The organism is Castellaniella sp., assembly GCF_049673105.1.
In the GTDB taxonomy this organism is placed as follows: Bacteria; Pseudomonadota; Gammaproteobacteria; order Burkholderiales; family Burkholderiaceae_B; genus Castellaniella.
This window is the reverse complement of sequence record NZ_JBATXG010000025.1, coordinates 140343-166702: the sequence shown is the minus strand read 5'-3', so window position 1 is coordinate 166702 and position 26360 is coordinate 140343. Positions and strand designations below refer to the sequence as shown.

General features: G+C 63.4%; 24 protein-coding genes and 1 tRNA gene. 15 read left to right on the top strand and 10 right to left on the bottom strand.

Annotation, left to right across the window (positions count from 1 at the left end):
- The first annotated feature begins 20 nt into the window (after positions 1 to 20).
- Positions 21 to 2279, top strand: a complete 2259-nt coding sequence (locus tag WBF69_RS10475) for a glycoside hydrolase family 31 protein (protein WP_424263863.1) — start codon at positions 21 to 23, stop codon at positions 2277 to 2279.
- Here the strand turns inward: WBF69_RS10475 and WBF69_RS10470 are convergent.
- Positions 2265 to 3104 (bottom strand): metallophosphoesterase, encoded by an 840-nt coding sequence (locus WBF69_RS10470; protein WP_424263861.1) that lies wholly within the window; start codon positions 3102 to 3104, stop codon positions 2265 to 2267. The two genes, WBF69_RS10475 and WBF69_RS10470, sit on opposite strands and share 15 nt — an antisense overlap.
- Before the next feature lie 27 nt (positions 3105 to 3131).
- Here WBF69_RS10470 and WBF69_RS10465 point away from each other — a divergent pair.
- From WBF69_RS10465 to glnQ, 9 genes are all read left to right on the top strand, one after another.
- Positions 3132 to 3207 (top strand) — tRNA-Lys (locus WBF69_RS10465).
- Between the two features lie 319 nt (positions 3208 to 3526).
- On the top strand, positions 3527 to 3778 hold the full coding sequence (locus WBF69_RS10460; RefSeq protein WP_424263859.1) for a hypothetical protein: 252 nt from the start codon (positions 3527 to 3529) through the stop codon (positions 3776 to 3778).
- 100 nt (positions 3779 to 3878) lie between these two features.
- Positions 3879 to 5417 (top strand): TerC family protein, encoded by a 1539-nt coding sequence (locus tag WBF69_RS10455; RefSeq protein WP_424263857.1) that lies wholly within the window; start codon positions 3879 to 3881, stop codon positions 5415 to 5417.
- Positions 5418 to 5747: 330 nt separating this feature from the next.
- Positions 5748 to 6761, top strand: coding sequence for a methionine ABC transporter ATP-binding protein (locus tag WBF69_RS10450; protein WP_424263855.1), 1014 nt, complete (start codon positions 5748 to 5750; stop codon positions 6759 to 6761).
- Positions 6758 to 7414 (top strand): methionine ABC transporter permease, encoded by a 657-nt coding sequence (locus WBF69_RS10445; RefSeq protein ID WP_424263853.1) that lies wholly within the window; start codon positions 6758 to 6760, stop codon positions 7412 to 7414. The genes WBF69_RS10450 and WBF69_RS10445 overlap by 4 nt, the downstream gene beginning before the upstream one ends.
- Before the next feature lie 18 nt (positions 7415 to 7432).
- Entirely contained in the window at positions 7433 to 8218 is a 786-nt protein-coding gene (locus tag WBF69_RS10440; RefSeq protein WP_424263851.1) for a MetQ/NlpA family ABC transporter substrate-binding protein, read from the top strand.
- A gap of 174 nt (positions 8219 to 8392) precedes the next feature.
- Positions 8393 to 9139: a glutamine ABC transporter substrate-binding protein GlnH gene (gene glnH, locus WBF69_RS10435; RefSeq protein ID WP_424263953.1), complete on the top strand. Its 747-nt coding sequence runs from the start codon at positions 8393 to 8395 to the stop codon at positions 9137 to 9139.
- 12 nt (positions 9140 to 9151) lie between these two features.
- On the top strand, positions 9152 to 9991 hold the full coding sequence (locus WBF69_RS10430; RefSeq protein ID WP_424263849.1) for an ABC transporter permease subunit: 840 nt from the start codon (positions 9152 to 9154) through the stop codon (positions 9989 to 9991).
- Positions 9988 to 10716 carry a glutamine ABC transporter ATP-binding protein GlnQ gene (gene glnQ / locus WBF69_RS10425; protein WP_424263847.1) on the top strand — a complete coding sequence of 243 codons (729 nt, stop codon included), beginning with the start codon at positions 9988 to 9990 and terminating at the stop codon, positions 10714 to 10716. The genes WBF69_RS10430 and glnQ overlap by 4 nt, the downstream gene beginning before the upstream one ends.
- A 64-nt stretch (positions 10717 to 10780) precedes the next feature.
- Here glnQ and WBF69_RS10420 read toward each other — a convergent pair whose 3' ends face one another.
- From WBF69_RS10420 to WBF69_RS10410, 3 genes are all read right to left on the bottom strand, one after another.
- Positions 10781 to 11506, bottom strand: a complete 726-nt coding sequence (locus tag WBF69_RS10420) for a hypothetical protein (protein WP_424263846.1) — start codon at positions 11504 to 11506, stop codon at positions 10781 to 10783.
- A gap of 193 nt (positions 11507 to 11699) precedes the next feature.
- The gene (murU, locus tag WBF69_RS10415) at positions 11700 to 12404 is read right to left on the bottom strand and encodes an N-acetylmuramate alpha-1-phosphate uridylyltransferase MurU (protein ID WP_424263844.1); all 705 of its coding nucleotides are present in this window, start codon (positions 12402 to 12404) and stop codon (positions 11700 to 11702) included.
- Positions 12404 to 13453, bottom strand: coding sequence for an aminoglycoside phosphotransferase family protein (locus WBF69_RS10410; protein ID WP_424263842.1), 1050 nt, complete (start codon positions 13451 to 13453; stop codon positions 12404 to 12406). Before WBF69_RS10410 ends, murU begins: the two co-directional genes overlap by 1 nt.
- 132 nt (positions 13454 to 13585) lie before the next feature.
- Between WBF69_RS10410 and WBF69_RS10405 the strand changes: the two genes are divergently transcribed.
- Genes WBF69_RS10405 through rsmA form a run of 3 tightly spaced genes read left to right on the top strand, consistent with a single transcriptional unit; the run spans position 13586 to position 18266 of the window.
- Positions 13586 to 15955 carry an LPS-assembly protein LptD gene (locus WBF69_RS10405; protein ID WP_424263840.1) on the top strand — a complete coding sequence of 790 codons (2370 nt, stop codon included), beginning with the start codon at positions 13586 to 13588 and terminating at the stop codon, positions 15953 to 15955.
- Entirely contained in the window at positions 15955 to 17448 is a 1494-nt protein-coding gene (locus WBF69_RS10400) for a peptidylprolyl isomerase (protein WP_424263951.1), read from the top strand. Before WBF69_RS10405 ends, WBF69_RS10400 begins: the two co-directional genes overlap by 1 nt.
- Positions 17449 to 17453: 5 nt before the next feature.
- Positions 17454 to 18266, top strand: a complete 813-nt coding sequence (gene rsmA, locus WBF69_RS10395; protein ID WP_424263838.1) for a 16S rRNA (adenine(1518)-N(6)/adenine(1519)-N(6))-dimethyltransferase RsmA — start codon at positions 17454 to 17456, stop codon at positions 18264 to 18266.
- Positions 18267 to 18270: 4 nt separating this feature from the next.
- Here the strand turns inward: rsmA and gloA are convergent, their stop codons facing one another.
- From gloA to glyQ, 6 genes are all read right to left on the bottom strand, one after another.
- Positions 18271 to 18666: a lactoylglutathione lyase gene (gloA, locus tag WBF69_RS10390; RefSeq protein WP_424263836.1), complete on the bottom strand. Its 396-nt coding sequence runs from the start codon at positions 18664 to 18666 to the stop codon at positions 18271 to 18273.
- 115 nt (positions 18667 to 18781) lie between these two features.
- Complete coding sequence (locus tag WBF69_RS10385; RefSeq protein ID WP_424263834.1) at positions 18782 to 19678, bottom strand: M48 family metallopeptidase; 897 nt, start codon at positions 19676 to 19678, stop codon at positions 18782 to 18784.
- Positions 19665 to 20393, bottom strand: a complete 729-nt coding sequence (locus WBF69_RS10380) for a lysophospholipid acyltransferase family protein (RefSeq protein WP_424263832.1) — start codon at positions 20391 to 20393, stop codon at positions 19665 to 19667. Before WBF69_RS10380 ends, WBF69_RS10385 begins: the two co-directional genes overlap by 14 nt.
- Complete coding sequence (gene gmhB / locus WBF69_RS10375) at positions 20390 to 20944, bottom strand: D-glycero-beta-D-manno-heptose 1,7-bisphosphate 7-phosphatase (RefSeq protein WP_424263830.1); 555 nt, start codon at positions 20942 to 20944, stop codon at positions 20390 to 20392. The genes WBF69_RS10380 and gmhB overlap by 4 nt, the downstream gene beginning before the upstream one ends.
- The gene (glyS, locus tag WBF69_RS10370; RefSeq protein ID WP_424263829.1) at positions 20941 to 23076 is read right to left on the bottom strand and encodes a glycine--tRNA ligase subunit beta; all 2136 of its coding nucleotides are present in this window, start codon (positions 23074 to 23076) and stop codon (positions 20941 to 20943) included. Before glyS ends, gmhB begins: the two co-directional genes overlap by 4 nt.
- Entirely contained in the window at positions 23073 to 23966 is an 894-nt protein-coding gene (glyQ, locus tag WBF69_RS10365; protein ID WP_424263827.1) for a glycine--tRNA ligase subunit alpha, read from the bottom strand. The genes glyS and glyQ overlap by 4 nt, the downstream gene beginning before the upstream one ends.
- 96 nt (positions 23967 to 24062) lie before the next feature.
- Here glyQ and WBF69_RS10360 point away from each other — a divergent pair, with 96 nt between their 5' ends.
- Together WBF69_RS10360 and WBF69_RS10355 are read left to right on the top strand one after the other, a co-directional pair.
- Entirely contained in the window at positions 24063 to 24830 is a 768-nt protein-coding gene (locus tag WBF69_RS10360) for a crotonase/enoyl-CoA hydratase family protein (protein ID WP_424263825.1), read from the top strand.
- Positions 24830 to 26353 carry a fumarate hydratase gene (locus WBF69_RS10355; protein WP_424263823.1) on the top strand — a complete coding sequence of 508 codons (1524 nt, stop codon included), beginning with the start codon at positions 24830 to 24832 and terminating at the stop codon, positions 26351 to 26353. The genes WBF69_RS10360 and WBF69_RS10355 overlap by 1 nt, the downstream gene beginning before the upstream one ends.
- The last annotated feature ends 7 nt before the right edge of the window (positions 26354 to 26360 follow it).

The window sequence follows — 26360 nt, the reverse complement described above, 5'->3', positions numbered from 1 at the left end:
AGACGATCGGATTTTATTTTATGACGCAAATCCGTCAGAATAATATCTTTTACAAGACTCATGTGGGCGAACGCCCAGAGGATCACGCTGTGTCGCCCACCATCGAATTGGCGGACCAACTGTTCGAGACTGGCCCGGTCACCACGACGTCGTCCTGCGTCGAATGGGCCTACCATTCTGATGAATGGTGTTTACGCATCGAGGCGCACGCGCCGGGCGTCTTTCGCCTGCGCTGCGGCCCGCGCACCTGGCTAGAGCCGGGCAAACCCACCGCACGCCTGCAACGTCAGGCCGACATGCTGCTGGCCCGCCACGAGGCAGTCGGGGAACTTGACTGCCAATCGCCCGAACCGGGGGTTTGGCGCCTGACGCAAGGGGATGTCTGCCTGGACCTCAGCGGGGCCGAACCCGTCATCCAGTTGCGGCGGCATGGTCAGCACGTCGCGCGCGCGCGGATCCCATCCCGCCCCGTCGTCGATGACCAAGGGGAATCCGTCTGGACGATCGAATGGACCCTGGCCGAGACCGAAGGCTTGTTCGGCCTGGGTGAAACCCAGGGGGATCAAGATCGGCGCGGCAGCCGTCTGGTGTCCGATGCGCCGGCGGACCGCTGCCTGCCTTTGGCCTGGAGTCCCGCCGGTTGGGGGGCGTTCGCCAATACTCTGGACCGGGTCGAGCACGACATGCAGGCGCCCGGACGCTACCGGGTGCAGGTCGGCGGCGCGGGCCTGGACCTGTTCCTGTTCGTGGGGGAACCGTCCGAAATCCTCAATCAATATACGGCGCTGACCGGGCGTGCCGGTCAGCCGAACCTCTGGCCTATGGGCGTCTGGCTGGATCAGGCTGCCGGGCAGACGATCGAACAAAGTCTGCAGCAGGTCCGCAGTCTGCGGGCGCAGGGCTTGGCGCTGGATGCCTTGCGCTTGGCCGAACCCGCGATCATCGGGTTTCAATCCGACAAACCGGTATTCGAATGGTCGGATCGCGTCCCGGATTGGCGCACGGTGTTTGCGGCTGCCGAATCCCTGGATGTGCATCTGGCGGGCAGCGTGATTCCCGGTGTATTGCAGGGCACGGCCTTGTTCGAGGAATGGGAAGACCGCGGTTGGCTGTTGTGCGATGCCGATGGCGAGGTCTGGGTATGTCCCGGCACGCCGGCATCGGGCGGTCAGCCTTTCGGTTTGCTGGATCTGACGCATAAGGACGCCCGGCGCTTGTGGGCCGAGCGCTATCAGCAGGCGCTGGAAGACGGCCTGGAAGCCCCGGTGTGCCAGGCCCAGTTCGATTTCCCTGCGGATATCGAAGCCCGAGGCGGTGAAACAGGCGCTGTGCTGCGCACCGCCTACCCGCATCTGGCGCGTCAGGCCTTGTTCGATGCCGTCGCCGGGCCGCGCACGCCCCAAGAAGGCGTGATGCTCAGCCGTGACCTGTTTCCAGGGGTGCAGCGTTTCGCCTGGCAGCAGGGGCCGGACGTAGACAATAGTTGGGACGGCTATGCCCGAACGCTGAAAGCCGCCCTGTCCGTTGGCAACAGCGGCGTAGCGGTCCAGACGCATGGCCTGGGCTGCGCGGCGCGGCCTGTTGCCGCCATGTCGCCGGAACTCTATCTGCGGTGGCTGGCGATGGGGGTGTTTTCCGCCAACTTCAGTTTTCAGGGCTTGCCCGATCTGATGCCGGACGCCTTCGATGCCGAGACGCGCGCCTTGATCCGGCATTGGCTGGAATGGCGCTATCGCCTGTTGCCCTATGTGGCCGGCATCATCGATGATGCGGTGCGCACCGGTTTGCCGGTGCAGCGATCCATGGCTCAGGCCTATCCCGCCGATCCGGATGCCCATGTCTGGGACACCCAGTATCTGCTGGGTCCGGCGCTGCTGGTGGCGCCTGTCATGCAGTCTGGCGGCCAGACGGAAATTTATCTGCCCAAGGGCGATGCCTGGTGGGATCTGAGCACCGGCTGGCGCTACGAGGGCGGCACCCGCTGGACCGTGAATGCGGGTCTGGATTCCCTGCCGGTGTTTGGCCGCGAAGGGCACATGCTGTGCCTGGGGCCAGTCGCCCAGCATACGGGGGAAATCAATTCCGCCCGCATTCTCGAGGAAGTCTGGATGTTCGGCATGCCCGAACACAACCCGGTCGTCATGCGCAACAAGATCCGCGTCATGCAGATGCAGGGTTCCAGTTACATCAAGGGGCTGGAGGGTTTGAAGATATTGCCGTCCGAGGGCCTGGAGGTCAAACGGCGCGGGGCGGAAGTCCGCATTTCACGGGCACGATGAATCCGTGATCGACACGTCGACGCAGAATGCCGGCTTGAAGGCCGGATTCTCGTTGACGCCGTCGCGGCTGTAGCCCCTGGGGTTGCACAGCACCCGCGTGCCGCGCACGGTGTAATCAAAGCTGTCGTGCGTGTGGCCGTGAATCCATAGACAGGCGCGGCCCATCAGCCCGGTGCAATCCGAGACAAAACCCGCACTGATCAGAGAATCCTCGAAACGGGGATGGACGCTGCGCAGGCTGGGTGCGTGGTGGGTGATCACCACCGTGGGGCCGTCGAATGGCTCGTCCAGCGCGGTGTCCAGCCAATCGTATTGTTCGCGAAACAGCGCCGCCGCATCCTGAGGCGTGAAGCGCGACCCGTCGCCATTGTGGATGACCTGGAAATCCCGCATGAATTGCCCGGTCTGTTCCATGGCCTTGCCGCGCTGGTCGGTGCCAAACAGTTCAAAATCCGTCCAGAGCGTTGTGCCCAGGAATCGGACCCCGTCGATGACGACGGCGCGTTGATCCAACAGTTCGACCCCATGCTGCGCCGCTTCCTGCGCCAGCTGAGCGCGCACGCCAGGGATGTCGCCCCCATAGAATTCGTGGTTGCCCGGCACGTACAGCACAGGCCTGGGGACCTGCGCGGCCCATTGCATCGCAGCGTGCGGGCGGGCGATGTCCCCCGCCAGGATCGTGACGTCGGCCTGGAAGGCAGGCAGGGTCAGGCCCTGCATGCTCAGGTGCAGGTCGGAGATGACGTGCAGCCGCACGCTGGTCAGACCATTGCAGTCTGACTCAGCGTGCGAGTTTTCAGGGGGGTGGCTTGACGAAATTTTCATAAGATGTCAAAATTTAATGCTTAGGTTGGGTCGTTAGCTCAGTCGGTAGAGCACCGGACTTTTAATCCGTTGGTCGCGCGTTCGAACCGCGCACGACCCACCAATCTTTTTCTGCAATGCCCAGCTCATGCCTGGGCATTGTTGTTTTTGCCGTCGGAACCCATTCGACCGCCCTCTCTTTCGTGCATTCTGCGACCCAAACGCCGGCCTGTGAATCCGTGTTTGTGCGCATGACGGGATGTCGTCCCGGCACGTTTCCATCCTCGTGCGCCTGCCTGTGACGATTCTGTATGGCACCATGACGGCACGCTATACTTAGTGGGTCCTCATCCCTCTTTGCCCGCATGCGACGAGTTCTCGTCACGTTCCTGCTGATTCTTCTGCCGATCCAGATCCTGGCCCAGTCTGCGCCGAATGGATGCATGGCTTTCTCTCAGGCTCCGCTCTCGGCATCCGACTGTCTCGTGACGCTGGGTGAGAACGAGGCGCCATCAGGGGCAGCGGATTATTCCGGCGCTCAACAGCCTGCTTACGCGGATGCGGGCGACCCCGAGTCGGTCCATTGCTTGGCCGCACCCTGCAGCCTGAGCCTGGGCGCGACGCCTTGGCGGCCTGTCGGTCCCATCGCTTTCCGGTCTGCCCAGCTTCCCGTCGCCACGCCGCCATGGATCTGATCCGTACGGCTCTTAAGCACAGCGTCTTTATGCCGTCTTGCCCGCCTGGCCGCGCCAGCGAGGTGGGGCGCGCGATCTCCGACTGTATGGACTGATGACTATGGAATGGCTTTGGGACCCGACGATCTGGGCGGGTTTGTTGACCTTGGTGGTGCTGGAAATCGTTCTGGGCATCGACAACCTGATTTTTATTGCGATTCTGGCGGACAAGTTGCCGCCGCATCAGCGCGACAGGGCCCGCCTGATCGGCCTGTCTCTGGCGTTGATCATGCGCCTTGGGCTGCTCACGGTCGTGTCATGGCTGGTCACGCTGACCAACCCCCTGCTGACCATCGGCGGGCTGGTGTTGTCGGGCCGGGATCTGATCCTGCTGCTGGGCGGGATTTTCCTGCTGATCAAGGCGACGACGGAGTTGCATGAGCGGCTGGATGGCACCGCGCATCTGTCCGACCAGCGCCAGGCGTTTGCCAGTTTTGGCGTCGTGGTGATGCAGATCGTGGTGCTGGATGCCGTGTTTTCCCTGGATGCGGTCATTACCGCTGTCGGCATGGTGGACGATCTGCCTGTCATGATGGCGGCCGTGGTGATTTCCATGGTCATGATGATGTGGGCATCCAAGCCCTTGACCCGGTTTGTCAATGCGCACCCCACCGTTGTTGTGCTGTGCCTGAGCTTTCTGTTGATGATCGGGTTCAGCCTGAGCGCCGAAGGCTTGGGGTTCAAGATCCCCAAGGGCTATCTGTATGCCGCCATTGGCTTTTCCATCCTGATCGAAGGCTTCAATCAGATCGCCCGCCGCAGCCTGGTGAAAAGAGAGGCCCATCTGCCGCTGCGCGAACGCACGGCGGGCGCGGTGCTGCGGCTGATGGGGCACAAGAAACGGGCAGGGGGGCAGGATGTCGCGTCGGAAGAAGCGCATCCCGTGGACGAAGCCGCCTTTGGCGCCGAGGAACGCGGCATGGTCAGCAGCGTGCTGACCTTGGGATCGCGCACGGTACGGTCCATCATGACGCCGCGCACTCAGATTTCCTGGATTGATCTGGATGAGACGCCCGCTGCGATCCTGCAGCAGCTGCAGGATGTGCCGCATAATTTTTTCCCCGCATGCCGCGGCGATCTGGACACGATCGCCGGTGTTGTGCGCGCCAAGGATCTGATGGCCTGCATGATGGATGGCAGGGGCCTGGCTGATCCCTCCATCCTGCGCGAACCCGTGATCCTGCCGGGCGCCACGGGCGTGCTGGATGCGCTGGAGACGCTCAGGCGGGCTGGCGGACAGCTGGTGCTGGTCGCCGACGAATACGGCACGATCGAGGGCCTGCTGACGCCGATCGACATCCTGGAGGCCATTGCCGGGGAATTTCCGGACGAAGACGAACAAACCAGCATCCAGGCATTGGGTCCCGACCGCTGGCGGGTGGACGGAGGCGCCGATCTATATCACCTGTCCCAAGCGCTGGGGGTCGACGCGCTGTCAGAGGGTGGGCATGACTATGCATCCATCGCCGGTCTGTTGCTGGAACGGTTCGGCGCCCTGCCGCAGGCGGGCGATGTGGCCGAGCTGCACGGTCTGCGTTTCGAGGTGCTGGAAACGACCAGCCGGCGCATCTCCTTGCTGGAAGTGACGCGCCTCGTGTAGCGGAGGCAATGGTTGAGGCTTCAATAGAAGCTGGGCAAGGCGCACGAACCGCCCGGCTCCTGTACGGAACATAGGGTTATTTCAAGGAAAAGTCCTGGACGCCGTTTTCCGGCAGAGGCGCCTGCTCCGGTGGATCTGTCCAGCGATCTGGACAATTTGCGCATGCGGTTCTGGATGACGACCGCGAATACCGGACAGTGGTTATGATTTTTTGTTATATGCTATGCGGTTAACTCTGTGAATCAGCATGGTAAATTCCCGATTCGGGTTTGCTCACAACCCCCCATCCTGTTGATCCAGGATGCTATTTTTTGAAAGCAGTTTCGTATCTTGATCGATCTCGAGAACATCCGTAAAACCTTTGAATCGGCTGGCCGCTCCGTGCATGCGCTGGCCGATGTCAATCTGAATATCCGCGAAGGCGAAGTCTTCGGGATTATTGGCCGTTCTGGCGCCGGGAAAAGCACGCTCATTCGCATGTTGAATCTGCTGGAGCGGCCCACCGAAGGCGTGGTGCGCGTGGATGGACACGACATCACCGCGTATTCCCCGGCACAGTTGCGCGAATACCGGCGTAGCGTCGGCATGGTGTTCCAGCATTTCAATCTGCTGCGAGCCCGCACCGTCATCGACAACGTCCGCTTTCCGCTGCGTTTGTCGGGCATGTCGCGCGCGGCTTGCACCGAGCGCGCCCGCGAGGTGCTGAAGCTGGTCGGCTTGTCTGATCATGCGCACAAATACCCCGGCCAGCTATCGGGCGGGCAGCAGCAGCGGGTAGGGATTGCCCGCGCATTGGCCAGCAAGCCGCGCCTGCTGCTATGCGACGAGGCGACATCCGCGCTGGACCCGGAAACCACGCAATCCATTTTGCGCTTGCTGGGGGACATCAATCAGCGCCTGGGGCTGACCATCGTGTTGATCACCCACAGCATGGATGTGATCCGTGCGGTTTGCGACCGGGTGGCGGTGATCGAGGCCGGACGCATCGTCGAATCCGGCCAGGTGCTGGAAGTCTTTCTGCATCCAGAGCATGCTGCCACACGGTCGCTGTTATCCGAGAGCGGGCTGGATGGCGGCGAGGGTTGGAGAGCCATGGCGGAAGGCCTGGCGGGGCGCCTGCTGCGACTGAGCTTCCGGGGGGATGCCACATCGACTCCTTTGCTGAGCCACCTGAGCCGAAATTTGAATCTGGATCTCAGCATCTTGCAGGGCTCGGTCGGACGCATCAAGGACACCCCCTACGGGCAGCTGATTGTGGCCGCCCAGGGGGCGGAGGCGGATCTGGATAGCCTGGGAGCCGCGCTGGATCAGGCCGGTGTGCACTACGAGGTATTGCGGACATGATGGCCAATGTGGACTGGTGGTTGATCGGCGAAGCCACGATCGACACCCTGCTGATGACCGGCTTTTCCCTGCTGTTCACGATCTTGATCGGTCTGCCGGTGGGGGTGCTGCTGTTTCTGACCAGCCCTGGGCAGATGATGAGCCATCGGGGCATCTATCAAAGCACGGCCTTCATCGTCAACGTCTTGCGATCCGTGCCGTTTCTGATTTTGCTGATCGTGATGATTCCCATGTCGCGCCTGCTGGTCGGTACCGCGCTGGGCGTGCAGGGATCGATCCCGCCGCTGGTGGCTAGCGCCGCGCCTTTTTTTGCGCGGCTGGTCGAAAACGTGCTGCGCGAACTTGACCCCGGTGTCAGCGAGGCATGCCGGTCGATGGGGGCGACGTCGCGCCAGACCGTGTTGTGGGCATTGCTGCCGGAAGCCACCACCGGCATCCTGGCTGCGGTCGTCGTCACCGCCATCACGCTGGTGGGTTATTCGGCCATGTCGGGCGTGATCGGCGGCGGCGGTCTGGGCGATCTGGCCGTGCGCTACGGCTATCAGCGTTACCAGGGCGATGTGATGGCCGTGACCGTCGTGGTGCTGGTCATCATGGTGCAGGTATTTCAAGTGCTGGGCGACCGATGGGTGGCCCGGCTGAATCGGAAGTAGTCACAGGAGGTTCTACTCATGTTCAAGAAGTTCGTGCCGGCGCTGGCGCTGGCTTTGCCGCTGGCTTTCGCCGTCCCCGCTCATGCTGAAAAGCTGTCGGTGGCCGCCACCCCCGTTCCCCATGCCGAGCTGCTGGAATTCGTCAAAGCGGATCTGGCCAAGGAAGGCGTGGATCTGGACATCAAGGTCTTCACCGATTACGTGCAGCCCAATCTGCAAGTCGCCGACAAGCAGATCGACGTCAACTTCTTCCAGCATCAGCCGTATCTCAGCTCCTTCAACAAGGAACACAAGACGGAACTGGTGTCGGTCGGCGCCGTGCACGTCGAGCCCTTCGGCGCTTATTCGCAAAAAATCAAGGACATCAAGGACTTGAAGGACGGCGCCCAGGTCGCTATCCCCAACGATCCGTCCAACGGCGCGCGCGCCTTGCTGTTGCTGCAAAAACAGGGGCTGATCAAGCTGAAGGACCCCGCCAACATTCTGGCGACGGCGCGTGATGTGTCGGAAAATCCCAAAAATCTGAAGTTCCGTGAACTGGAAGCCGCCACCCTGCCGCGCGTGCTGCCCGACGTGGATCTGGCGCTGATCAACACCAACTATGCGCTGGAAGCCGGCCTGAATCCGATCAAGGACGCGCTGTTCATCGAAGACAAGGATTCCCCCTACGCCAACCTGGTCGTGACCCGCGCCGATCGTACCGATGATCCGGCGGTGCGCAAGCTGATCGCCGCCCTGCATTCCGACAAGGTGCGCGACTACATCCTGACCCAATACAAGGGCGCGATCGTCCCGGCGTTCTAATCGTCCTGAGCATTTTGGAATTCCCCGGCGCGCTAGGGGATTTCCCCAGAATGGCCAAGAGGCCCGGGGTTTTTGCCAGTTTTTGGGCAGGACCGCCGGGCCTTTCAGTTAAGATAAAAGTCTGGCGCGGCCTGAGGGCCGCCCTGGAACCATCCCACAAGGAGACCTAGAATGATGTTGCCCAAATCCCTGAAAGCCGCCCTGCTGGGGTTGGCCTTTACTCTCGCCTTGCCGACCGCTCAGGCGGCTGACAAGGAACTCGTCGTTGCGACCGATACCGCCTTCGTGCCATTCGAATTCAAGCAGGACGGCAAATACACCGGGTTTGACGTGCAGTTGTGGGAAGCCATCGCCAAGCAGGCCAATCTGAAATACCGCCTGCAACCCATGGACTTCAACGGCATCATTCCGGGCCTGCAGACGCGCAACATCGACGTGGCGCTGGCCGGCATCACCATCCGCCCGGATCGCGCCAAGGTCATCGATTTTTCAGATCCCTACTATGAATCCGGTCTGGCGATTCTGGTGGCCCAGGACAGCGCCATCAAGACCGCAAAAGATCTGGAAAACAAGACCGTGGCCGTCAAGATCGGCACCGCCACGGTGGACTACATGAAAGCCAACGTGCCGTCGGCCAAACTGAAGCTTTTCCCGAACATCGACAACGCCTTCCTGGAACTGGCGACCGGTCGCGTGGACGCCGTGGTGCACGATACGCCCAACGTCCAGTACTACGCCAAGACCGCCGGTCAGGGCAAGGTCAAGGTCGTCGGTTCCCTGAAAAGCGGCGATTTCTATGGCATCGCCTTTCCGAAGGACAGCAAGCTGGTCCCGGTCGTCAACAAGGCCCTGGCCGACCTGAAAGCCAACGGCACCTACGACAAGCTGTATGAAACCTGGTTCGGCAAGAAACCAGACTAATCGGGATCTGTCGTGACATTCGAATGGTCCGCCATCTGGGCGGCCTGGCCCGACCTGATGGCCGGCGCCTGGATGACCGTCCAGATCACCGTGATCGGGCTGGTCGGGGGGGCGCTCATCGGCGGCTTGTCCGGGGTGATCGTCACCTATGTGCCGGTGCCGGTTTCGCGGCGTTCGCTGGGCTGGAGCGTCGTGGCGCTGGCAGTGCTGTATGGGCTGTCGCAATTGGCGTCCTGGCTGGTCGCCGGTCCGCTGGCCGGGGTGCCCGATGCCGTCTGGTGGGTGGCGCGGCTGCTGGTGCTGGCTGTGCTGGTCTGGCGGTTTCTGGCCTGGGTGCCCATCGCATTGTCCGTCGTGTCCCAGATCTATATTCTGCTGATGCGCGGCACCCCGATCGTGGTGCAGGTGATGTTCATCTACTTCGCCTTGCCGCTGATGGTCAATCTGCGCATCGATGGCTTTACGGCAGCAACGGTCACTCTGATGATCAATTCGGGGGCCTATATCGCTGAAATCGTGCGCGGCGGCCTGCAGTCGGTGCCCAAGGGTCTACAAGAAGCCGGCCAGGCCATGGGCCTGCCCTTCTACAAAATCCTGACCCGCATCATCGGTCCCGTGGCCTTGCGGCGCATGATTCCCACCATGGGTAATCAATGCATCATCAGCCTCAAGGATTCCTCTTTGTTCATCGTGATCGGGGTCGCCGAACTGACCCGTCAGGGGCAGGAAATCATTGCGGGCAATTTCCGGGCGGTTGAAATCTGGGGGGCGGTGGCGGTGATCTACCTGATCATGACCGGCTTCATCGCGCTGGCGCTCAAGTTCATTGAACACAGGACCCGCATCGTATGAGCATCGTGGAATTCAAGAACGTCACCAAACGCTTTGGTGACAACGTCGTGCTCGACGGCATCGACCTGTCCATCGAACCAGGCGAAGTCGTGGTGGTGGTCGGGCCGTCCGGGTCGGGGAAATCCACCTTTCTGCGCTGCATCAACGTGCTGGAAACCATCCAGGGCGGCGACATCATGGTCAATGGCCTCAGTGTGCGGGGCACGGCGTCGCAGGTGCGTGAATTGCGCCGCGAGGCGGGCATGGTGTTTCAGCAGTTCAATCTGTTTCCGCAGCTGACCGCCCTGGAAAACGTGATGTTCGGCCCGCTGCATACCCGGGGCGCCCCCAAAGCGCAGGCCAGGGAACAGGCGCGGGCGTTGCTGGACAAGGTCGGCCTGTCCGAGCGCGCCGACCATTATCCCGGCCAGCTGTCGGGCGGCCAGCAGCAGCGCGTGGCCATCGCCCGCGCGCTGGCCATCAAGCCTTTGCTGATGCTGTTTGACGAACCGACCTCGGCGCTGGACCCCGAATTGCGCCACGAGGTGCTGCGGGTCATGCAGGATGTAGCCGAGGAAGGCATGACCATGATCGTGGTCACGCATGAAATGGAATTCGCCCGCAAAGTCGGCAGCCGCTTGATTTTCATGGATCAGGGCAAAATCGCCGAGGACGGCGTCCCTGAAACGCTGCTCAATGACCCGCCCAGCCAGCGGCTGAAGGATTTCCTGCAGCACGTCTCGTAATCGCGCACAGCCCGGGGGCGTTCGCCCCCGTTGCAGGGTCAGGGCCGCATGAATGCGGCCCTGCTTATTTCTTCGCCGCCGTGACCCTGAAAGTGCGTGTGGCAATGACCTTGTCCGAGTCCTCGCCCATGATCTGGACGGTGACCTGATGCAGCCGGTAGGCCTTGGGCAGCTCGGTTTGGCCGCTGATCACGGTGTAGCGCCCCATGTTCAGGGGCTGCGAACCCAGGTCCACATAAGCGGTGTTGCCGTTGGGGTAGGTGCCGGAACCGATCAGTTTGACTTCGCCCCGCATGTTGGGGACCTGGGTGTTGCCTTCTTTCAGATCTTGGATCAGCAGGACCTGGTAGCTCAGGCCCTCGCTGCCCAGGACCATGTCGGCGCTGCGAATGCCGGGTGACGTGCCGCGGGGATCGGGCGGAATCGCGGCGATCAGGCCGGCGACGCCGGCTTCCATGTCGGCAGCATGCTTGCGCAGCAGTTCGATCTGGCTGTCTTGCTGCTTTTGCGCGGCTTGTGTTTGCTCCAGATTCTGGCGCAAGGTCTTGGATTCGGTGTTGATGCGCTGGTTTTCCAGATTGGCCGTGTTCAGATCCATGCGCAGTTGTTCGGATTGCTCGACAGTCAGGCGCTGCGGGCCGTAGCTGCGCTGCAGGAACAGGACACCGCCGGCGCCCAGCACGATGCCGGTAATCAGCAGCAGCAACCAGCGCGGAATGCCACGGCGGCTGCGGCGGGTGTAGCCATAGGGAGTAGGTTTGAAGGTGGGGCGGTTGGAGCCGAAAGACATGACGAAATTCCTGAAGCGGCGAGGCGTGGGGCAGGGCGCCAAAGTCCGTTAGGATAAACGGTTTGCTGCCGTCATCGCTCAGCGATCTACAGACGGTTGCGAATTGCCAGAACTGGATAGAAGGCGCCCGAGTCGGGGTGATCGGCGTGATCGCCGGCCCGGCTGACTCTGTTCTCATTTTAGCAGCCGATGTTTATCGGTCGGCTGCTGCGTTTTGTCTCAGGGCCTGGTCCAGCGCCTGCAGCCGCTCGGGCGTGCCGACATCGACCCAGCGACCCGTGTGGCGCGACCCCTGCACGGCACCCTGGTTCATGGCCTGGCGCAGTAGCGGCGCCAGAGGGGTGGGGCGGTCGGCGGGCGTGGCGGCGAACAGTGCAGGGCGATACAGGCCGATGCCGGCGAAGGTCAGGGCAGCGGCGCCGTCGGTCGGCAGTGCGACCTGGCCATCGGCCTGCAGGTGAAAATCGCCGGCAGGGTGGTGGGGGGGATTGTCGATCAGCAGCAGGTGGGCCAGCGTCTGCGCAGGCCAGTGCGCCGCCCAGCGATGGGCCTGGGCGGGGTCCCAGTCGCACCAGACGTCGCCATTGATGACCAGAAAGGGCCGGTCCCGGAAAAACGGCAGGGCGCGGGCGATCCCGCCGGCGGTTTCCAGGGCGGAGGGTTCGGCGGAATAGCGCAGGCGCACGCCCCAGGCGCTGCCGTCGCCGAGCGCGGCTTCGATCTGCGCGCCCAGCCAGGCATGGTTGATCACGATGTCCAGGATGCCGGCGCGCGCCAGGCGCTGCAGATGCCATACGATCAGCGCCTGCCCGCCGACGGGCAGCAGCGGTTTGGGGCAGGTGTCGGTCAGCGGGCGCATGCGTTCGCCGCGCCCCGCCGCCAGGATCATGGCGCGCATCAGAAGGAATAGCCGTTTTGCAGCGGCACTTGTTCGACCTGATCCAGCAGGCGCAGCAAAGGATGGAACACGGTGTAGCGCCCGGCCACCTGGCGCACGTAGGCGCGCACCCTGGGCATGTGATCCAGATAGTGATGCTTGCCGTCGCGGTGGGACAGGCGGGCGAAGACCCCCAGAATGCGCAGATTGCGCTGCAGGCTCATCCATTCGTACTGCTGATGGAACTGGGCGAAGTCAGCCGGCACCGGCAGGCCGGCGGCCCTGGCGTATTCCCAGTAGCGGATGGCCCAGTCCAGTTGTTGCGGCTCGTCCCAGGTGGTGCGGGCATCCATGACCAGAGAGGCGAGGTCATAGCTGATCGGCCCGTGCAGTGCGTCCTGGAAGTCGATGATGCCGGGGGTGAAGTCCGGGGCGCCGGGCCCGATCATCAGATTGGGGGAATGGAAGTCGCGGTGGACGAACACCTGAGGCTGGGCGGCGGTTTCGCGGGCCAGCAAATCGAAGGTCTTGTCCAGCATGGCCTGGGTGCCGGCATCGGGCGTGTGGCCCAGATGCGTCTGCAGATACCACTGGGGAAACAGGGAGAGTTCTTGCTGCAGGCGGGCCTGGTCGTAGGCCGGCAATCCGTCGGTCGGGCATTGCTGCAGGCGGACCAGCGCCCGCAGCACCCCGCGCATATGTTGTTGCCAGGCGGCGTCGTCCTGGCACAGACCCGCCTGGATGGCTTCATGGAAGGTCTGCCTGCCCAGATCGCTGAGCAGCAGGAACCCCTGTTCCTGATCCTGGGCCAGGATGGCGGGCACGTGCAGGCCGCTCGCCGCCAGCCGCCGGGCGATCGTCACAAACGGTCCGCAGTCTTCGTGAGGCGGCGGCGCATCCATCACGATCAGCGTGTCGTGGGCCGCCTGCAGGCGAAAGTAGCGGCGAAAGCTGGCATCCCCCGAGACAGGGGCCAGCGTATCGGGTTGCAGGCCCAGAGGGGCGGCATGGGCGTCCAGCCAGCGGCGCAGCGCCGTCAGGCGGGCGTCCAGGGTGCGGGTATCGGTCATGTAGGGGGTCGTGACAATGAAAACAGCGGATCACACGCGGATGGCGTGGCTTCTCTATAATACTGGGTCGCTGATCGCTATGGTGCTGTTGGTCGGCCATTTTCTCATTTCACCCTAGAGGACCCGGTCTTCGTGCATTGGATCAGCCGCATCATCCTCCTGAGCGCCGTCTTGTCGGCCCCGGCATTGGCTGCGGACCCCCCGGTTCCGGTTGGCGAATTGCGCATGGCGGACGGCTTGCGTCTGCACCCCGTCCCAAAGGACGACGAGCTGCCATCCTTCCTGATCGGGGATGACATCACGCGCGATGCCCAGGAACGAGTCATCCTGCGGGGCAATGCGCAGGTTCGCCGCCTGGATGGTGTGATAAAGGGCGACCGCATCGAATACGACCAGAAGACGGGCGATACGGACGTCCGTGGCAATGGCCTGCTGATGCGCGACGGCAGCATCGTGCGGGGACCGCATCTACGATTCAACACACGCACCAGCCAAGGCAGCGTCGAAGCGCCCCGGTTCTGGTTGGGGGCGTCCGCAGGAAAAGGCCAGGCCGAGCAAGCCGAGATCCTCAGCCGCCAGCACATGCGTCTGACTGATGTGCGCTATACGGGCTGGTCGGGGCCCGATCCCGCCTGGTATATCGACGCCAGCCGCGTCGATCTGTATCTGGATGAAAACGAAGGCGCGGCCCGCAACGGCGTGTTGCGCTTCAAGGGCGTTCCCATTCTGTATTCGCCCTACCTGACATTTCCGCTGGGGCGGGACCGCAAGAGCGGATTTCTGACCCCGACCTACGGCACCTCGTCCAACGCGGGGCTGGAACTGACGACCCCGTATTACTTGAATCTGGCGCCCAACTACGACGCCACCCTGTTTCCGCGCTACATGAGCAAACGCGGTCTGTTGCTGGGCACGGAATTCCGCCACCTGGGCGAATCGTCGCATTCCGAGTTGTTTGGCACCTATATCATGCGCGACCGCCAGACCGGCGATAAACGCTGGATGTATTCGGTGCAGCATACCCAGGAACTGGGGTACGGTCTGCAGGCCTACCTGGATGCCCGCAAAGTATCGGACGACGACTATTTCCGGGATTTTTCCTCGTTTGGCCTGACGGACGCCGCCATTACCTACATGCCCAGCCAAGCCTTGCTGACATGGTCGGGTGGGTCGCATTTCAGCGGTTCTCTGCAGTTCTACCGCTATCAGACGCTGCAGGACAGCACCGGTTCGTTCCTGGCCCCGCCTTACGACAAGCTGCCGGAACTTTATTTCCGCGCTCAGCACTACAACTGGAACGGTTTTGATGTGGTGTCGGATAACTACGCCACCCGTTTTGTGGCCCCTATCTACCGTGGGGATGCCTTCCCCGAGGAATCCGGCAAGCGACTGATGCCCAACGGCACGCGCATGACCTCGTATACCTCGATCGCCAGGCCATTCGTCTTGCCCGGCGCGTACCTGACCCCGAAAGTCGGTGTGCACATGAGCCAGTACAACACCGACTGGTTCTATGGCGAGATCCAGGGCTTGCCGCCTGAATTGCGGGGACGGCCCAGCGTCCAGACGCGAGTGCTGCCCATCGCTTCGGTGGATGCCGGCCTGACGCTGGAACGCGATTCATCCTGGTTTGGCAATGCTGCGATCCAGACGCTGGAGCCGCGCCTGTATTACCTGTATGTGCCGTACCGGGATCAATCCGGGCTGCCGGTATTCGACACGGGCATGGCATCGTTCAGTTATCAGCAGGCCTTTGATGAAAACATCTTCAGCGGCGGCTGGGACCGGATCGCCAATGCCAATCAGTTGACGGCGGGGCTGACCACCCGCTGGCTGGATGCCGACACCGGATTCGAGCGCTTGTCGCTGTCGGCTGCGCAGCGCTTTTATTTCGATGATCAACAAGTCACCCTTCCCAGCCAGACGCCGCGCAAGGCGACGGAATCCGATTATCTGGTGGGGGCCAAGGCGGCGCTGACCGACCGCTTTTCGCTGTTTTTTGATGGTCAGTTCGATCATGAGACCCAGAAGCGCAACCGGCTCAGCGCCGGCGTGCGCTGGACGCCCAAACGCCTGGCGACCATGTCGCTGTCCTATCGCTACGAACGCGACCCCAATCTGTACACCGACCCCTATCAGATCCTGCCAGCCGACGCAGAACAATTGTCGCGCGAGCAGATCAGCTTCAGCACCCAGTGGCCCCTGGCCCGGCGCTGGTTCGGGGTGGGCCGTTATGATTATTCCCTGGTTGAAAAGCGCAATACCCAGTCCATTGTCGGGTTGGAATACCGGGGCGATGGCGGCTGGGCTGCGCGCGCCGTGCTGCAGCGTTATGCCGTGTCGGCGGAAAAAACTAATACTGCGCTTTTCCTGCAGTTGGAACTCACGGGTTTGGGTGCGCTTGGCACCGATCCCATGTCCATGCTGTCCGAACGAATTACGGGGTATCAGTCCGTGACTCCTCCCATCCCTGAAAAAACTGTTTTCGAGAGGTACGAATGATGTCTGGCTTGCGTCATCCCGTCGCTGCGCTTTCCCTGACCCTGCTGCTGGGCGGTAGTGTCCTGGCGCCGCTGGCGCAGGCAGCCGGCAAGACCGCCCCCGCCGTGGCGGCGCCGCCGGCGGAACAATTCGTCGACGGCATCGCCGCCATCGTCGACAAACAGGTCATTACGCTGGGGCAACTGGCCGATAAGCAGGCCCAGGTGCGCCGTCAGATGCAGCAACAGCGGATCCCGGTGCCGGAAGACGCCGTCTTCAAGCGCCAGGTGCTGCAGCAGATGATCAATGGGGCTTTGCAGGACCAGGAAGCCGATCGGCTGGGTATCCGGGTGTCCGATGCCCAGGTCGATCGTGCCATTCAGAGCGTGGCGCAGCGTAATCGCCTGACCGTCGACCAATTGAAAAAAGAAATTCTGGCAGAAGGCATGAGCTGGGATCAGTACCGCAGCGAATTGCGCTCGCAGATGCGGGACGACATGCTGCGCCAGCGCTCTGTCGAGGACCGCATCAGCATCAGCGACAGCGATATCGATGCCTTCTTGCAGACGCAGGGTGCTCATCCCATGCCGTCGCCGTCGCAGCAGCAGGCGCCCGCGCAAGCCGAACCTCCTGCGGCGGCGCCCACGGGTCCGGAGCTGGTCGAACTGGCGCAGATCCTGATCGAGGTGCCGGATTACGCGGCCAACAGCGTCGTGGATGAAAAGCGCCAGCAGGCCGAAGCCATTTTGCGCAAACTGAAGTCCGGCGCTGATTTTGCCGGATTGGCAGCTTCGTCATCGAATGGTCCCCAAGCCCTGCAGGGCGGCGACATGGGTATCCGGCCCCTGAAGGACTGGCCGGATCTGTTTGCCCGTGCCGTGGCCGATGTGCCGGCAGGCGGGGTCACCGGCGTTCTCCAGAGCGGTCGCGGTTTTCACATCCTGAAGGTACTGCGCCGGGGATACGCCCAGCGCCCGGCGCGGGCGGCACAGCCTGCCGCCGCGCCGACCCCTGCCGCCCGAGCGCCTCAGCAGGCGGCTTCCGGCCCCATGATGGTGACGCAGACCCATGCGCGGCACATTCTCATCAAGACCTCTAAAGTCGTCAATGACGACAAGGCCCGCAGCACACTGGAAAGCCTGCGCCAGCGCATCATGCATGGCGAATCCTTCGCCGAATTGGCAAAGCGCTATTCGCAGGATGCGTCGGCGCCGCAGGGCGGCGATCTGGGGTGGCTGAATCCCGGCGAGACCGTGCCCGCGTTCGAACAGGCCATGAACGCCTTGCAAATCGGTCAGGTCAGCGAACCGGTCCAGTCGCCTTTTGGCTGGCATCTGATTCAGGTCGAGGACCGCCGCACCAAGAACATGGAACAGGAATTTCGCCGCATGCAGGCCCGCCGCGAACTCATGGAACGCCGCATCGGCCCCGCGTATGAAGACTGGTTGGATCAGCTGCGCAGCCAGGCGTACATCGACAACCGGCTGGAACATACGCGCAGCGGCGTCCAGTAATCGCGATGGCTCATCAGGCACGCAAACGCTTCGGCCAGCACTTCCTCAGCGACGAGTCGGTCGTGGATGCGATCGTGCGGGCGATTGATCCGCAGGCGGACGACTGCATGGTGGAAATCGGTCCGGGGCTGTCCGCCCTGACTGCACCGCTGTTGGATCGTCTGACCCGGCTGGTCGCCGTGGAACTGGATCGCGATCTGGCTCAGCGGTTGCGCGCCCGATGGGGGGCTGATCGCCTGCAGCTCGTCGAGGCTGACGCCCTGACGGTGGATTTTTCAAAGCTGGCAGGCTCCGACACCGGCGCGGTGTCCGCAGCGCCCCGTCTGCGCATCGTCGGCAATCTGCCCTACAACATCTCCACGCCCTTGCTGTTTCATCTGATGCAGTGGGCGGATCAGGTGCAGGATCAGCATTTCATGCTGCAGCGGGAAGTAATCGACCGCATGGTGGCGCGGCCTGGCGACAGCCAGTACGGACGGCTGTCGGTCATGTTGCAGGCGCGCTACCGGATGGTGCATCTGTTCGATGTGCCGCCGGATGCCTTCGACCCGCCGCCCAAGGTCATGTCCGCCATCGTGCGCATGCGCCCGCTGGCTGCCGACGCCTGGCGCAAGCCGGTCGATCCGATGGTGTTCGATCGTCTGGTGGCGCGAGTGTTCGAGCATCGGCGCAAGATGATCCGCGGCAGCCTGGGCGACTGGGCTGGCCGGCTGGATTGGGATGCGTTGGGGATTGCCAATACGGTACGGCCCCAGGAATTGTCTGTGACGCAATTCCTGGATATGGCCGATGCCTTGGCGGCTGCCGGAACCGCCTGACCTCTCAGTCAGCGCGGTCGTGACGCTGAATCAGTTCGACTTTGTAGCCGTCGGGGTCCTGGACGAAGGCGATGACCGTCGTTCCGTGTTTCATGGGGCCTGCTTCGCGCACCACCAAACCGCCGCGCGCCTTGATGGTGGCGCAGGTGTCGTAGGCGTCTTCGACTTCGATGGCGATATGCCCGTATCCGGTGCCCAGCTCGTAGGTGTCCGTATCCCAGTTATGGGTCAGTTCGATGACGGCGCCCTCGGCTTCATCCTGGTAGCCGACAAAGGCCAGGGTGAAGCGGCCTTCCGGGTAGTCCTTGCGGCGCAGCAGCTTCATGCCCAGGGTGTCGGTATAGAACATCAGGGAGCGGTCCAGGTTGCCGACGCGCAGCATGGTGTGTAGTAGTCGCATGGTGATTCCTTAGCGGGGTGAGGTCCCTATGATACGCATATTGGGGCACCCTGGCGCACCACGTAGACGGCGCATTCCGCCTGCAGCATGACTTTGCGGCGGACGTCGGGGTCGATTAGAACAGGGGCAGGCTGGCCGGGTGATGCTGGGCCAGCGCATCTCGCGCCTGCTTGAAATCGGGGTGCAGCCTTTCGACCTCGCGCCAAAAGGCGGGGCTGTGGTTCATCTCTTTCAGATGCGCCACTTCGTGCGCCACCACATAATCGATCAAGGCCGCCGGCAGGTGGATCAGCCGCCAGTTCAAGAGAATACGGCGTTGGCTGGTGCAGGACCCCCACCGGCCTTGCGCACCGGATAGGCCCCAGCCGTGGATCTGCTGCCCGGCACGATCCAGCACACGCTGCAGCCGGTGTTCGAAATCTTCGGTGGCGCGGGCTTGCAGCCATGCCTGGGCGCGTTCCTGGATGCGGGTCCCCTCTGAATCGGCCGGCAGCGGCAGGTGCAGGCAGTCGCCAGTGGCCGGGTGGCGGCTGTCGCCGTCGAACCAGGCGTCCCGCGCGCCGTCCAATTGCAGTTCGATCATCACGCCCAGATAAGGGATGCGCCCGCCGGCGCGCCATTGCGTATCTTGTAGCGCCAGCAGGGCCAGGCGTTCCTGGCTGGACTTGAGCTTGTCGCGGATCCAGCGGGATTTTTCATGGATGGCTTCCTCGATCTGGGTGCGACTGGCCCAGGATGGCGCCTGGATCAGCAAGCGGGCATCGCGGATGGTCAGGCCAATGGTGCGACGGCGGGAACGGCGTAGCGCGTAATCCAGGGGACCATCCGGCAGATGCAGCGCGTGATGCCGGTAGCCGGGCAGATCGGGAATGGCCGGGGGGCGTCCGGGCGGGGCGCTGTGTGGCTCGGCACCAGGGAGTTCGCTGGGCGCCGGACGGCGCGGCGGGGCGATGCGGGCTTCGGGCGTCAGCGAGTCGAACAGGCTGAGCTGACGTGAGTCAGCGCTGAGCATAACGTTCGGGGTTCAGAACCCGCATTTCGGCCTCGATCCAGTCGCGCACTGCGGCGTTCAGGGACACCGGATTGTGCTGCGTCGGGTCCAGCGGCGGTCCGTAAGACACCGTCACCAGGCCGGGAGTTTTCAAAAATGCGTTGCGCGGCCAGCGTTCCCCCGCATTATGGGCCACCGGAATGACCGGCACGCCGGTCTTGCATGCCAGCAAAGCGCCCCCTTGTTTGTAGCGCCCGACTTCTCCGGGGGCGACGCGCGTGCCTTCGGGAAACAGTACCGGCCAGCGGCCTTCCTGTAAGCGCAGGCTGCCGATGCGCACGACTTGTTCGAAGGATTCGCGGCCTTTGGCCCGATCGATGGGAATCATGCTGAGCAGCGCCAGGCTCCAGCCGAAGAACGGCACGTGATGCAGCTCTTTTTTGTATACGAACACCACGTCGCGGGGCAGTTTGACGGCGAAGTACAGGGTTTCCCAGGCGGATTGATGCTTGGACAGGATGATGGCCGGTCCGTTGGGCAGGTGTTCGGTCCCTTGGGCCTGATAGCGGATGCCCAGTATCCAGCGGGCGCCCCACAAAGCCAGGCGCGGCCAGCCCAGCGTCAGCCGGTAGCGCCAGGTCAGCGGCAGCGGTGCCCACAGGACACAGCACAGCGCATAGGGGATGACCGTGACGGTCAGAAAGACCATGTAAAACGCAGAGCGTAGGAAAATCATGGGTGTGCCTTGATCAGCGCATCGGCGACAGCGGCGAGGTTGTCGCAGACTTCGGTGCCGGCGGGCAGTTCACCGCTGGTGCCGGACGTATCCCAGGTCTTGCGGCCTTTGCCCGTCAGCACCAGCCAGGGTGCGCAGCCGACGGCTGCAGCAGCCTGCAGGTCGCGCAGACTGTCGCCCACCAGAGGGACGCCGTTCAGGTGGATGTCCAGTCGTTGCGCGATGTCGTGCAGCATACCGGGCAGAGGTTTGCGGCAGGCGCAGCCGTCTTCGGGGCCGTGGGGGCAGAAGAAGATGGCGTCGATGCGTCCGCCCGCGTCCGCCGCCGCCTGGCGCATCCGGGTGTGGATGGCGCCCAGGGATTCCATGGAAAACAGACCGCGCGCCACGCCGGATTGGTTGCTGGCGATGACGACCCGCCAACCAGCCTGGCTGAGCCTGCCGATGGCTTCCAGGCTGCCGGGGATGGGAATCCATTCATCGGGCGATTTGATGAAGGCGTCGCTGTCTTCGTTGATGACGCCGTCGCGGTCCAGGATGACGAGCTTCACTGGACGACCAGCCTGGACAGATCGGCGACCTGGTTCATCAGTTCATGCAGGGATCGCAGCAGAGATAGCCGATTGCTGCGGATGCGCGGGTCTTCCGCCATGACCATGACGTCGGTGAAGAAGCGGTCGACGGCGGCGCGGGCCTGGGCCAGGGTGGCCAGGCTGGCGGTGAAATCGCCCGCCTGCAAAGCGGCCTGCGCCTGGGGCGCCAACTGCGCGATGATGGCGGCCAGCTGTTGTTCGGCAGGTTCGGACAACAGGCTGGGGTCGAAATCAGGCAGGTCGCCGTCGGTTTTCTTCAGCAGGTTGCTGACCCGTTTGTTGGCGGCTGCCAGGGATTCGGCTTCCGGCAAGGCGGCGAATTCCATGCAGGCGCGCACGCGGGCGGCCACCTGGTGCACCGGCGGACGCAGCGCCAGGACTGCGTCGATGGCGGCCCGGTCGCAGGTCGCGGCCAGCTGGTTGCGGTAACGTTCGTAGATGAATTCCAGCACGGCGTCGACCGTGCCGCGCGCCAGTTTGCCGGGACCGAAGTTGTTGGCGGCTTCTTCCAGCAGCGCCGCCAGCCGGGCGGGAGAATCCTGGCTGGATTGCAAATAGCCGCCTGCCGTGAGCTGTTCGTAAGCGCTGATCAGGCCCAGCGCGGCGCGGCGCAGCCCGTAGGGGTCGCGTTCGCCCGTCGGCGCCAGGCCGATGCCCCAGATGCCGATCAGGGCTTCGGCGCGTTCCGCCATGAACAGCACGGCGGCGATCAGGGTGTCCGCCTGAACGGGTTCGTCCAGGCGGATCTTGTACTGGTCGCGCAAGGCGCGCACGACATCGGGGGCTTCGCCGTCGTGCTGAGCGTAGTAGGCGCCCATGATGCCCTGCAGTTCGGGGAATTCCCCCACCATCTGGGTGCCCAGGTCGGCATGGGCGAGCATGGCGGCGCGCGCCGCGACCAGGGGCTGCCCGCCCAGCAGGGGCGCCAGCCAGCGCGCAATTTTACGGACCCGTTCGGTGCGTTCCAGCTGGGAACCGAGCTTGTTGTGGTAGACGCTGTGGGCCAGGTCGGCGACGCGATCCGCCAGCGGGGTCTTGAGATCGGTTTGATAGAAAAACTGCGCATCGGCCAGGCGGGGGCGCACCACGCGCTGATTGCCCTGGATGATGTGGCTGGGGTCCTGGGGCTGCATGTTGCTGACGATCAGGAAACGATGGGTCAGCGCCCCGGTGTCGGGGTCGAAGAGCGGGAAATATTTCTGATTCAGCCGCATGGTCAGGATCAGGCATTCCGGCGGCACCGCCAGAAAGTCTTCTTCGAAGGCGCCGACATAGACCGTGGGCCATTCCACCAGCGCTGTGACCTCGTCCAGCAGGGCGTCGACCTCGGGATCCGAACCAATGGTGGTCCCCAGGGCGGCGGATGCTTCCGCCAGTTGGCGGGCGATGCGTTCGCGCCGTTCGGCAAAGCCGGGGATGACGTAGCCTGGCTGGTCCAGCGAGGCCGCCCAGTCGTCGACCGTGGCGATCGTCAGCGGGTCTTGGCACAGGAAGCGGTGCCCCCGTGTGATGCGATCCGCCTGCAGGCCCAGGGTGTGCACCGGCACCACGGTATCGCCCCACAGGGCCAGCAGGTGGTGGGCAGGCCGCACGAATTTGACGCTGGTGCGCCCATCGGCCAGCTGGTACTGCATGACCTTGGGGATCGGCAGGTGGGTGACGGCGTGGTCCAACGCCTGCTGCAGGCCATCGGCCAGCGCCGCGCCGGGGGCGGTGCCCTCGGCATAGAGCACGTCTTGTTTGCCGTCGTTGCGGCGGACCAGATCGGCGGGCGTCAGGTGCGACAGGTTCTTGGCCTGCAGTTTCTTGGACAGGGCCGGGGTGGCGGCGCCTTGCTCGTCCAGGCCGATCGCGGTCGGCATCAGTTTTTCGCTGTAGGGCTGGTCAGGGGCCTGGTCCAGGACGGCGCTGAACTGCGCGGCCAGGCGGCGCGGCGTGGCGTAGACGGTGCGCGTGCAAGCCGGCGCCAGCAGGTGCTGGCCCTGCAGGATTTTCTGGATGCTGTCGGCAAAGGCATTGCCCAGCGTGTTCAGGGCTTTGGGCGGCAGTTCTTCGGTGAGCAGTTCAATGATCAGGGGACGGGTGTTCATGCCTGGGCCTCCAGCATGGGAAAGCCCAGCCGTTCGCGAGATTCGTAATACGCCTGGGCCACGGCCCGGGACAGGTTGCGGATGCGGCCAATGTAGGCGGCCCGTTCCGTGACGCTGATGGCGCCGCGTGCATCGAGCAGGTTGAAGGTGTGGGCGGCCTTCAGCGTGGCTTCGTAGGCGGGCAGGGCCAGGGGAACGTCGATCAGGCGTTTGGCCTCGGTCTCGTAGTCGTTGAAGTGGTTGAACAGCATGGGGGTGGCAGCGTATTCGAAATTGTAGGTGGACTGCTCGACCTCGTTTTGGTGGAACACGTCGCGATACAGGACGCGGCGACCGTCGGGCGCTTGCGTCCAGACCAGGTCATAGACGGATTCCACGCCTTGCAGGTACATGGCCAGGCGTTCCAGCCCGTAGGTGATTTCGCCCATGGTGGGGTTGCAGTCCAGGCCGCCTACCTGCTGGAAATAAGTGAACTGGGTGACTTCCATGCCGTTTAGCCAGACTTCCCAACCCAGGCCCCAGGCGCCCAGCGTGGGGTTCTCCCAGTCGTCCTCGACGAAACGGATATCGTGCTGCTGCGGGTCGATGCCCACGGCCTGCAGCGAACCCAGGTACAGGTCGATGATGTTCAGCGGCGCGGGTTTCAGGACCACCTGGAACTGGTAATAGTGCTGCAGCCGGTTCGGGTTGTCGCCGTAGCGCCCGTCTTTGGGGCGGCGGGATGGCTGGACGTACGCGGCGCGCCAGGGTTCCGGGCCGATGGCGCGCAGAAAGGTGGCGGTGTGGGACGTGCCGGCCCCGACTTCCATGTCGTAGGGTTGCAGCAGGGAACAGCCCTGCCGGTCCCAATATTGCTGGAGCGATAAAATCAGTTGTTGGAATGTGAGCATGACGTGGCGGGTGACCCGCAAGGTTCGTATCCGAAACTCGGGTACAGTGCGGACTGCACCCGAAACGGCCATTTTATCCACTTTGTCGGAGAACACATGAGCGAGTGCCTGGAAGTCCGGCGGCAAGGCGATGTGCTGGTCATGATCTTGAATCGACCGCAGGCGCGAAATGCGGTCGATCTGGAAACGGCGCAAGCCCTGGCGGTGGCGCTGGATCGGCTGGATGATGATCCGCAATTGCGTCTGGGCATCCTGACCGGTGCGGGCGGCCATTTCTGCGCGGGCATGGACCTGAAGGCCTTTGCCGCCAGCGGCCAGCGCCCCTATGTGGGGGATCGCGGCTTTGGCGGCCTGTGCGAACGCCCGCCCGAAAAACCCCTGATCGCCGCGGTCGAGGGCTATGCCCTGGCCGGTGGCTGCGAACTGGTCCTGGCCTGCGACCTGATCGTGGCGGCGCGCGATGCGACCTTCGGCCTGCCCGAGGTCAAGCGCGGGCTGGTGCCGGGGTCCGGAGGCATGCTGCGCCTGCCCTCGCGCATCCCCTATCATGTCGCCATGGAAGCCGTGCTGACCGGCGACATATTTTCCGCCGAACGTTTTCACCAGCTTGGGCTGGTGAACCGCCTGACGGAATCCGGCGCCGCCCTGGACGCCGCCCTGGCCCTGGCGCACACCATCGCGGCCAATGGCCCGTTGGCGGTGCGCACGGCAAAATCCGTGATTTCGCAATCGCGCAACTGGCGGCCCGACGACATGTTCGATCTGCAGCGCCCGCGCATTGCCCCGATTTTTGTCTCCGAGGACGCGCGCGAAGGCGCAACCGCGTTCGCCGAAAAACGACCACCGGTCTGGAAGGGAAAATAATGACCACGATCACCGAACACGATCTGATCCAATCCATCGAAGATGCCGTTCAGTTCATCAGCATCTATCACCCGCTGGACTACATCCAGCATCTGGCCCGCGCCTACGAAGCCGAGGAAAGCCCCGCCGCGCGCGATGCGATTGCGCAGATCCTGACCAATTCGCGCCTGTGCGCCGAAGGCCACCGGCCCATTTGCCAGGACACCGGGATCGTCAACGTCTTCATGAAGGTCGGCATGGACGTGCGCTTCGATACGCGCCGCAGCCTGCAGGAACTCTGCGATGAAGGGGTGCGCCGGGGGTATACCAATCCCGATAATCCGCTGCGGGCGTCGGTGCTCGACGACCCCTTGTTCACGCGTCGCAACACCCGCGACAACACGCCCTGTGTGCTGCAGGTCGAACTGGTCCCCGGCGACACCGTGGACGTGCAGGTGGCGGCCAAGGGCGGCGGATCGGAAAACAAGACCAAGTTCGCCATGCTCAATCCCAGTGATTCTTTGATCGACTGGGTGCTGAAGACCGTGCCGCATATGGGCGCAGGCTGGTGCCCGCCGGGCATGCTGGGCATTGGCGTGGGCGGCACCGCCGAAAAAGCCATGCTCATGGCCAAGCAGTCGCTGATGCAGGACATCGACATGTATGAACTGCTGCAGCGCGGCCCGCAGAACAAGCTCGAAGAACTGCGTATCGATCTCTATCAAAAGGTCAATGCGCTGGGGATCGGCGCCCAGGGCCTGGGTGGCCTGACGACGGTGCTGGACGTGAAGATCCTGACCTGTCCGACGCATGCGGCATCCAAGCCGGTCGCCATGATTCCGAACTGCGCCGCGACCCGCCACGTGCATTTCATGCTGGACGGCAGCGGCCCGGCAGCCTTGCAGCCGCCGGCGCTGTCCGAATGGCCCGAGGTTCACTGGAAACCCGACTACAAGGCATCCCGCCAGGTCAATCTGGATGCTTTGACCCGCGAAGAGGTCGCGTCCTGGAAGCCGGGCGAGCGCCTGCTCTTGTCCGGCCATATCCTGACGGGCCGCGATGCCGCTCATAAGCGCATCCAGGACATGTTGGCCAAGGGCGAATCCTTGCCGGTCGATTTTGCGAACCGGGTGATCTATTACGTCGGGCCGGTCGATCCGGTGCGCGACGAGGTGGTCGGCCCTGCCGGCCCCACCACGTCCACGCGCATGGATAAATTTACCGATATGATGCTGGGAGAGACCGGTTTGTTGGCCATGATCGGCAAGGCCGAGCGCGGCCCTGATGCGATCGAGTCCATCCGTAAGCACGGCTCGGCCTATCTGATGGCCGTGGGCGGGTCCGCCTACCTGGTGTCCAAGGCCATTCGGGCCGCCCGAGTGGTGGGTTTCGAAGACCTGGGCATGGAAGCCATCTACGAATTTCAGGTGCAGGACATGCCGGTGACGGTCGCGGTGGATTCCCAGGGGGTTTCCGTGCACACGACCGGGCCCCGGGAATGGCAGCAGCGGATCGCTGCGCGGGTCGTTGCCGCAGGGGCCTGAACGGTTT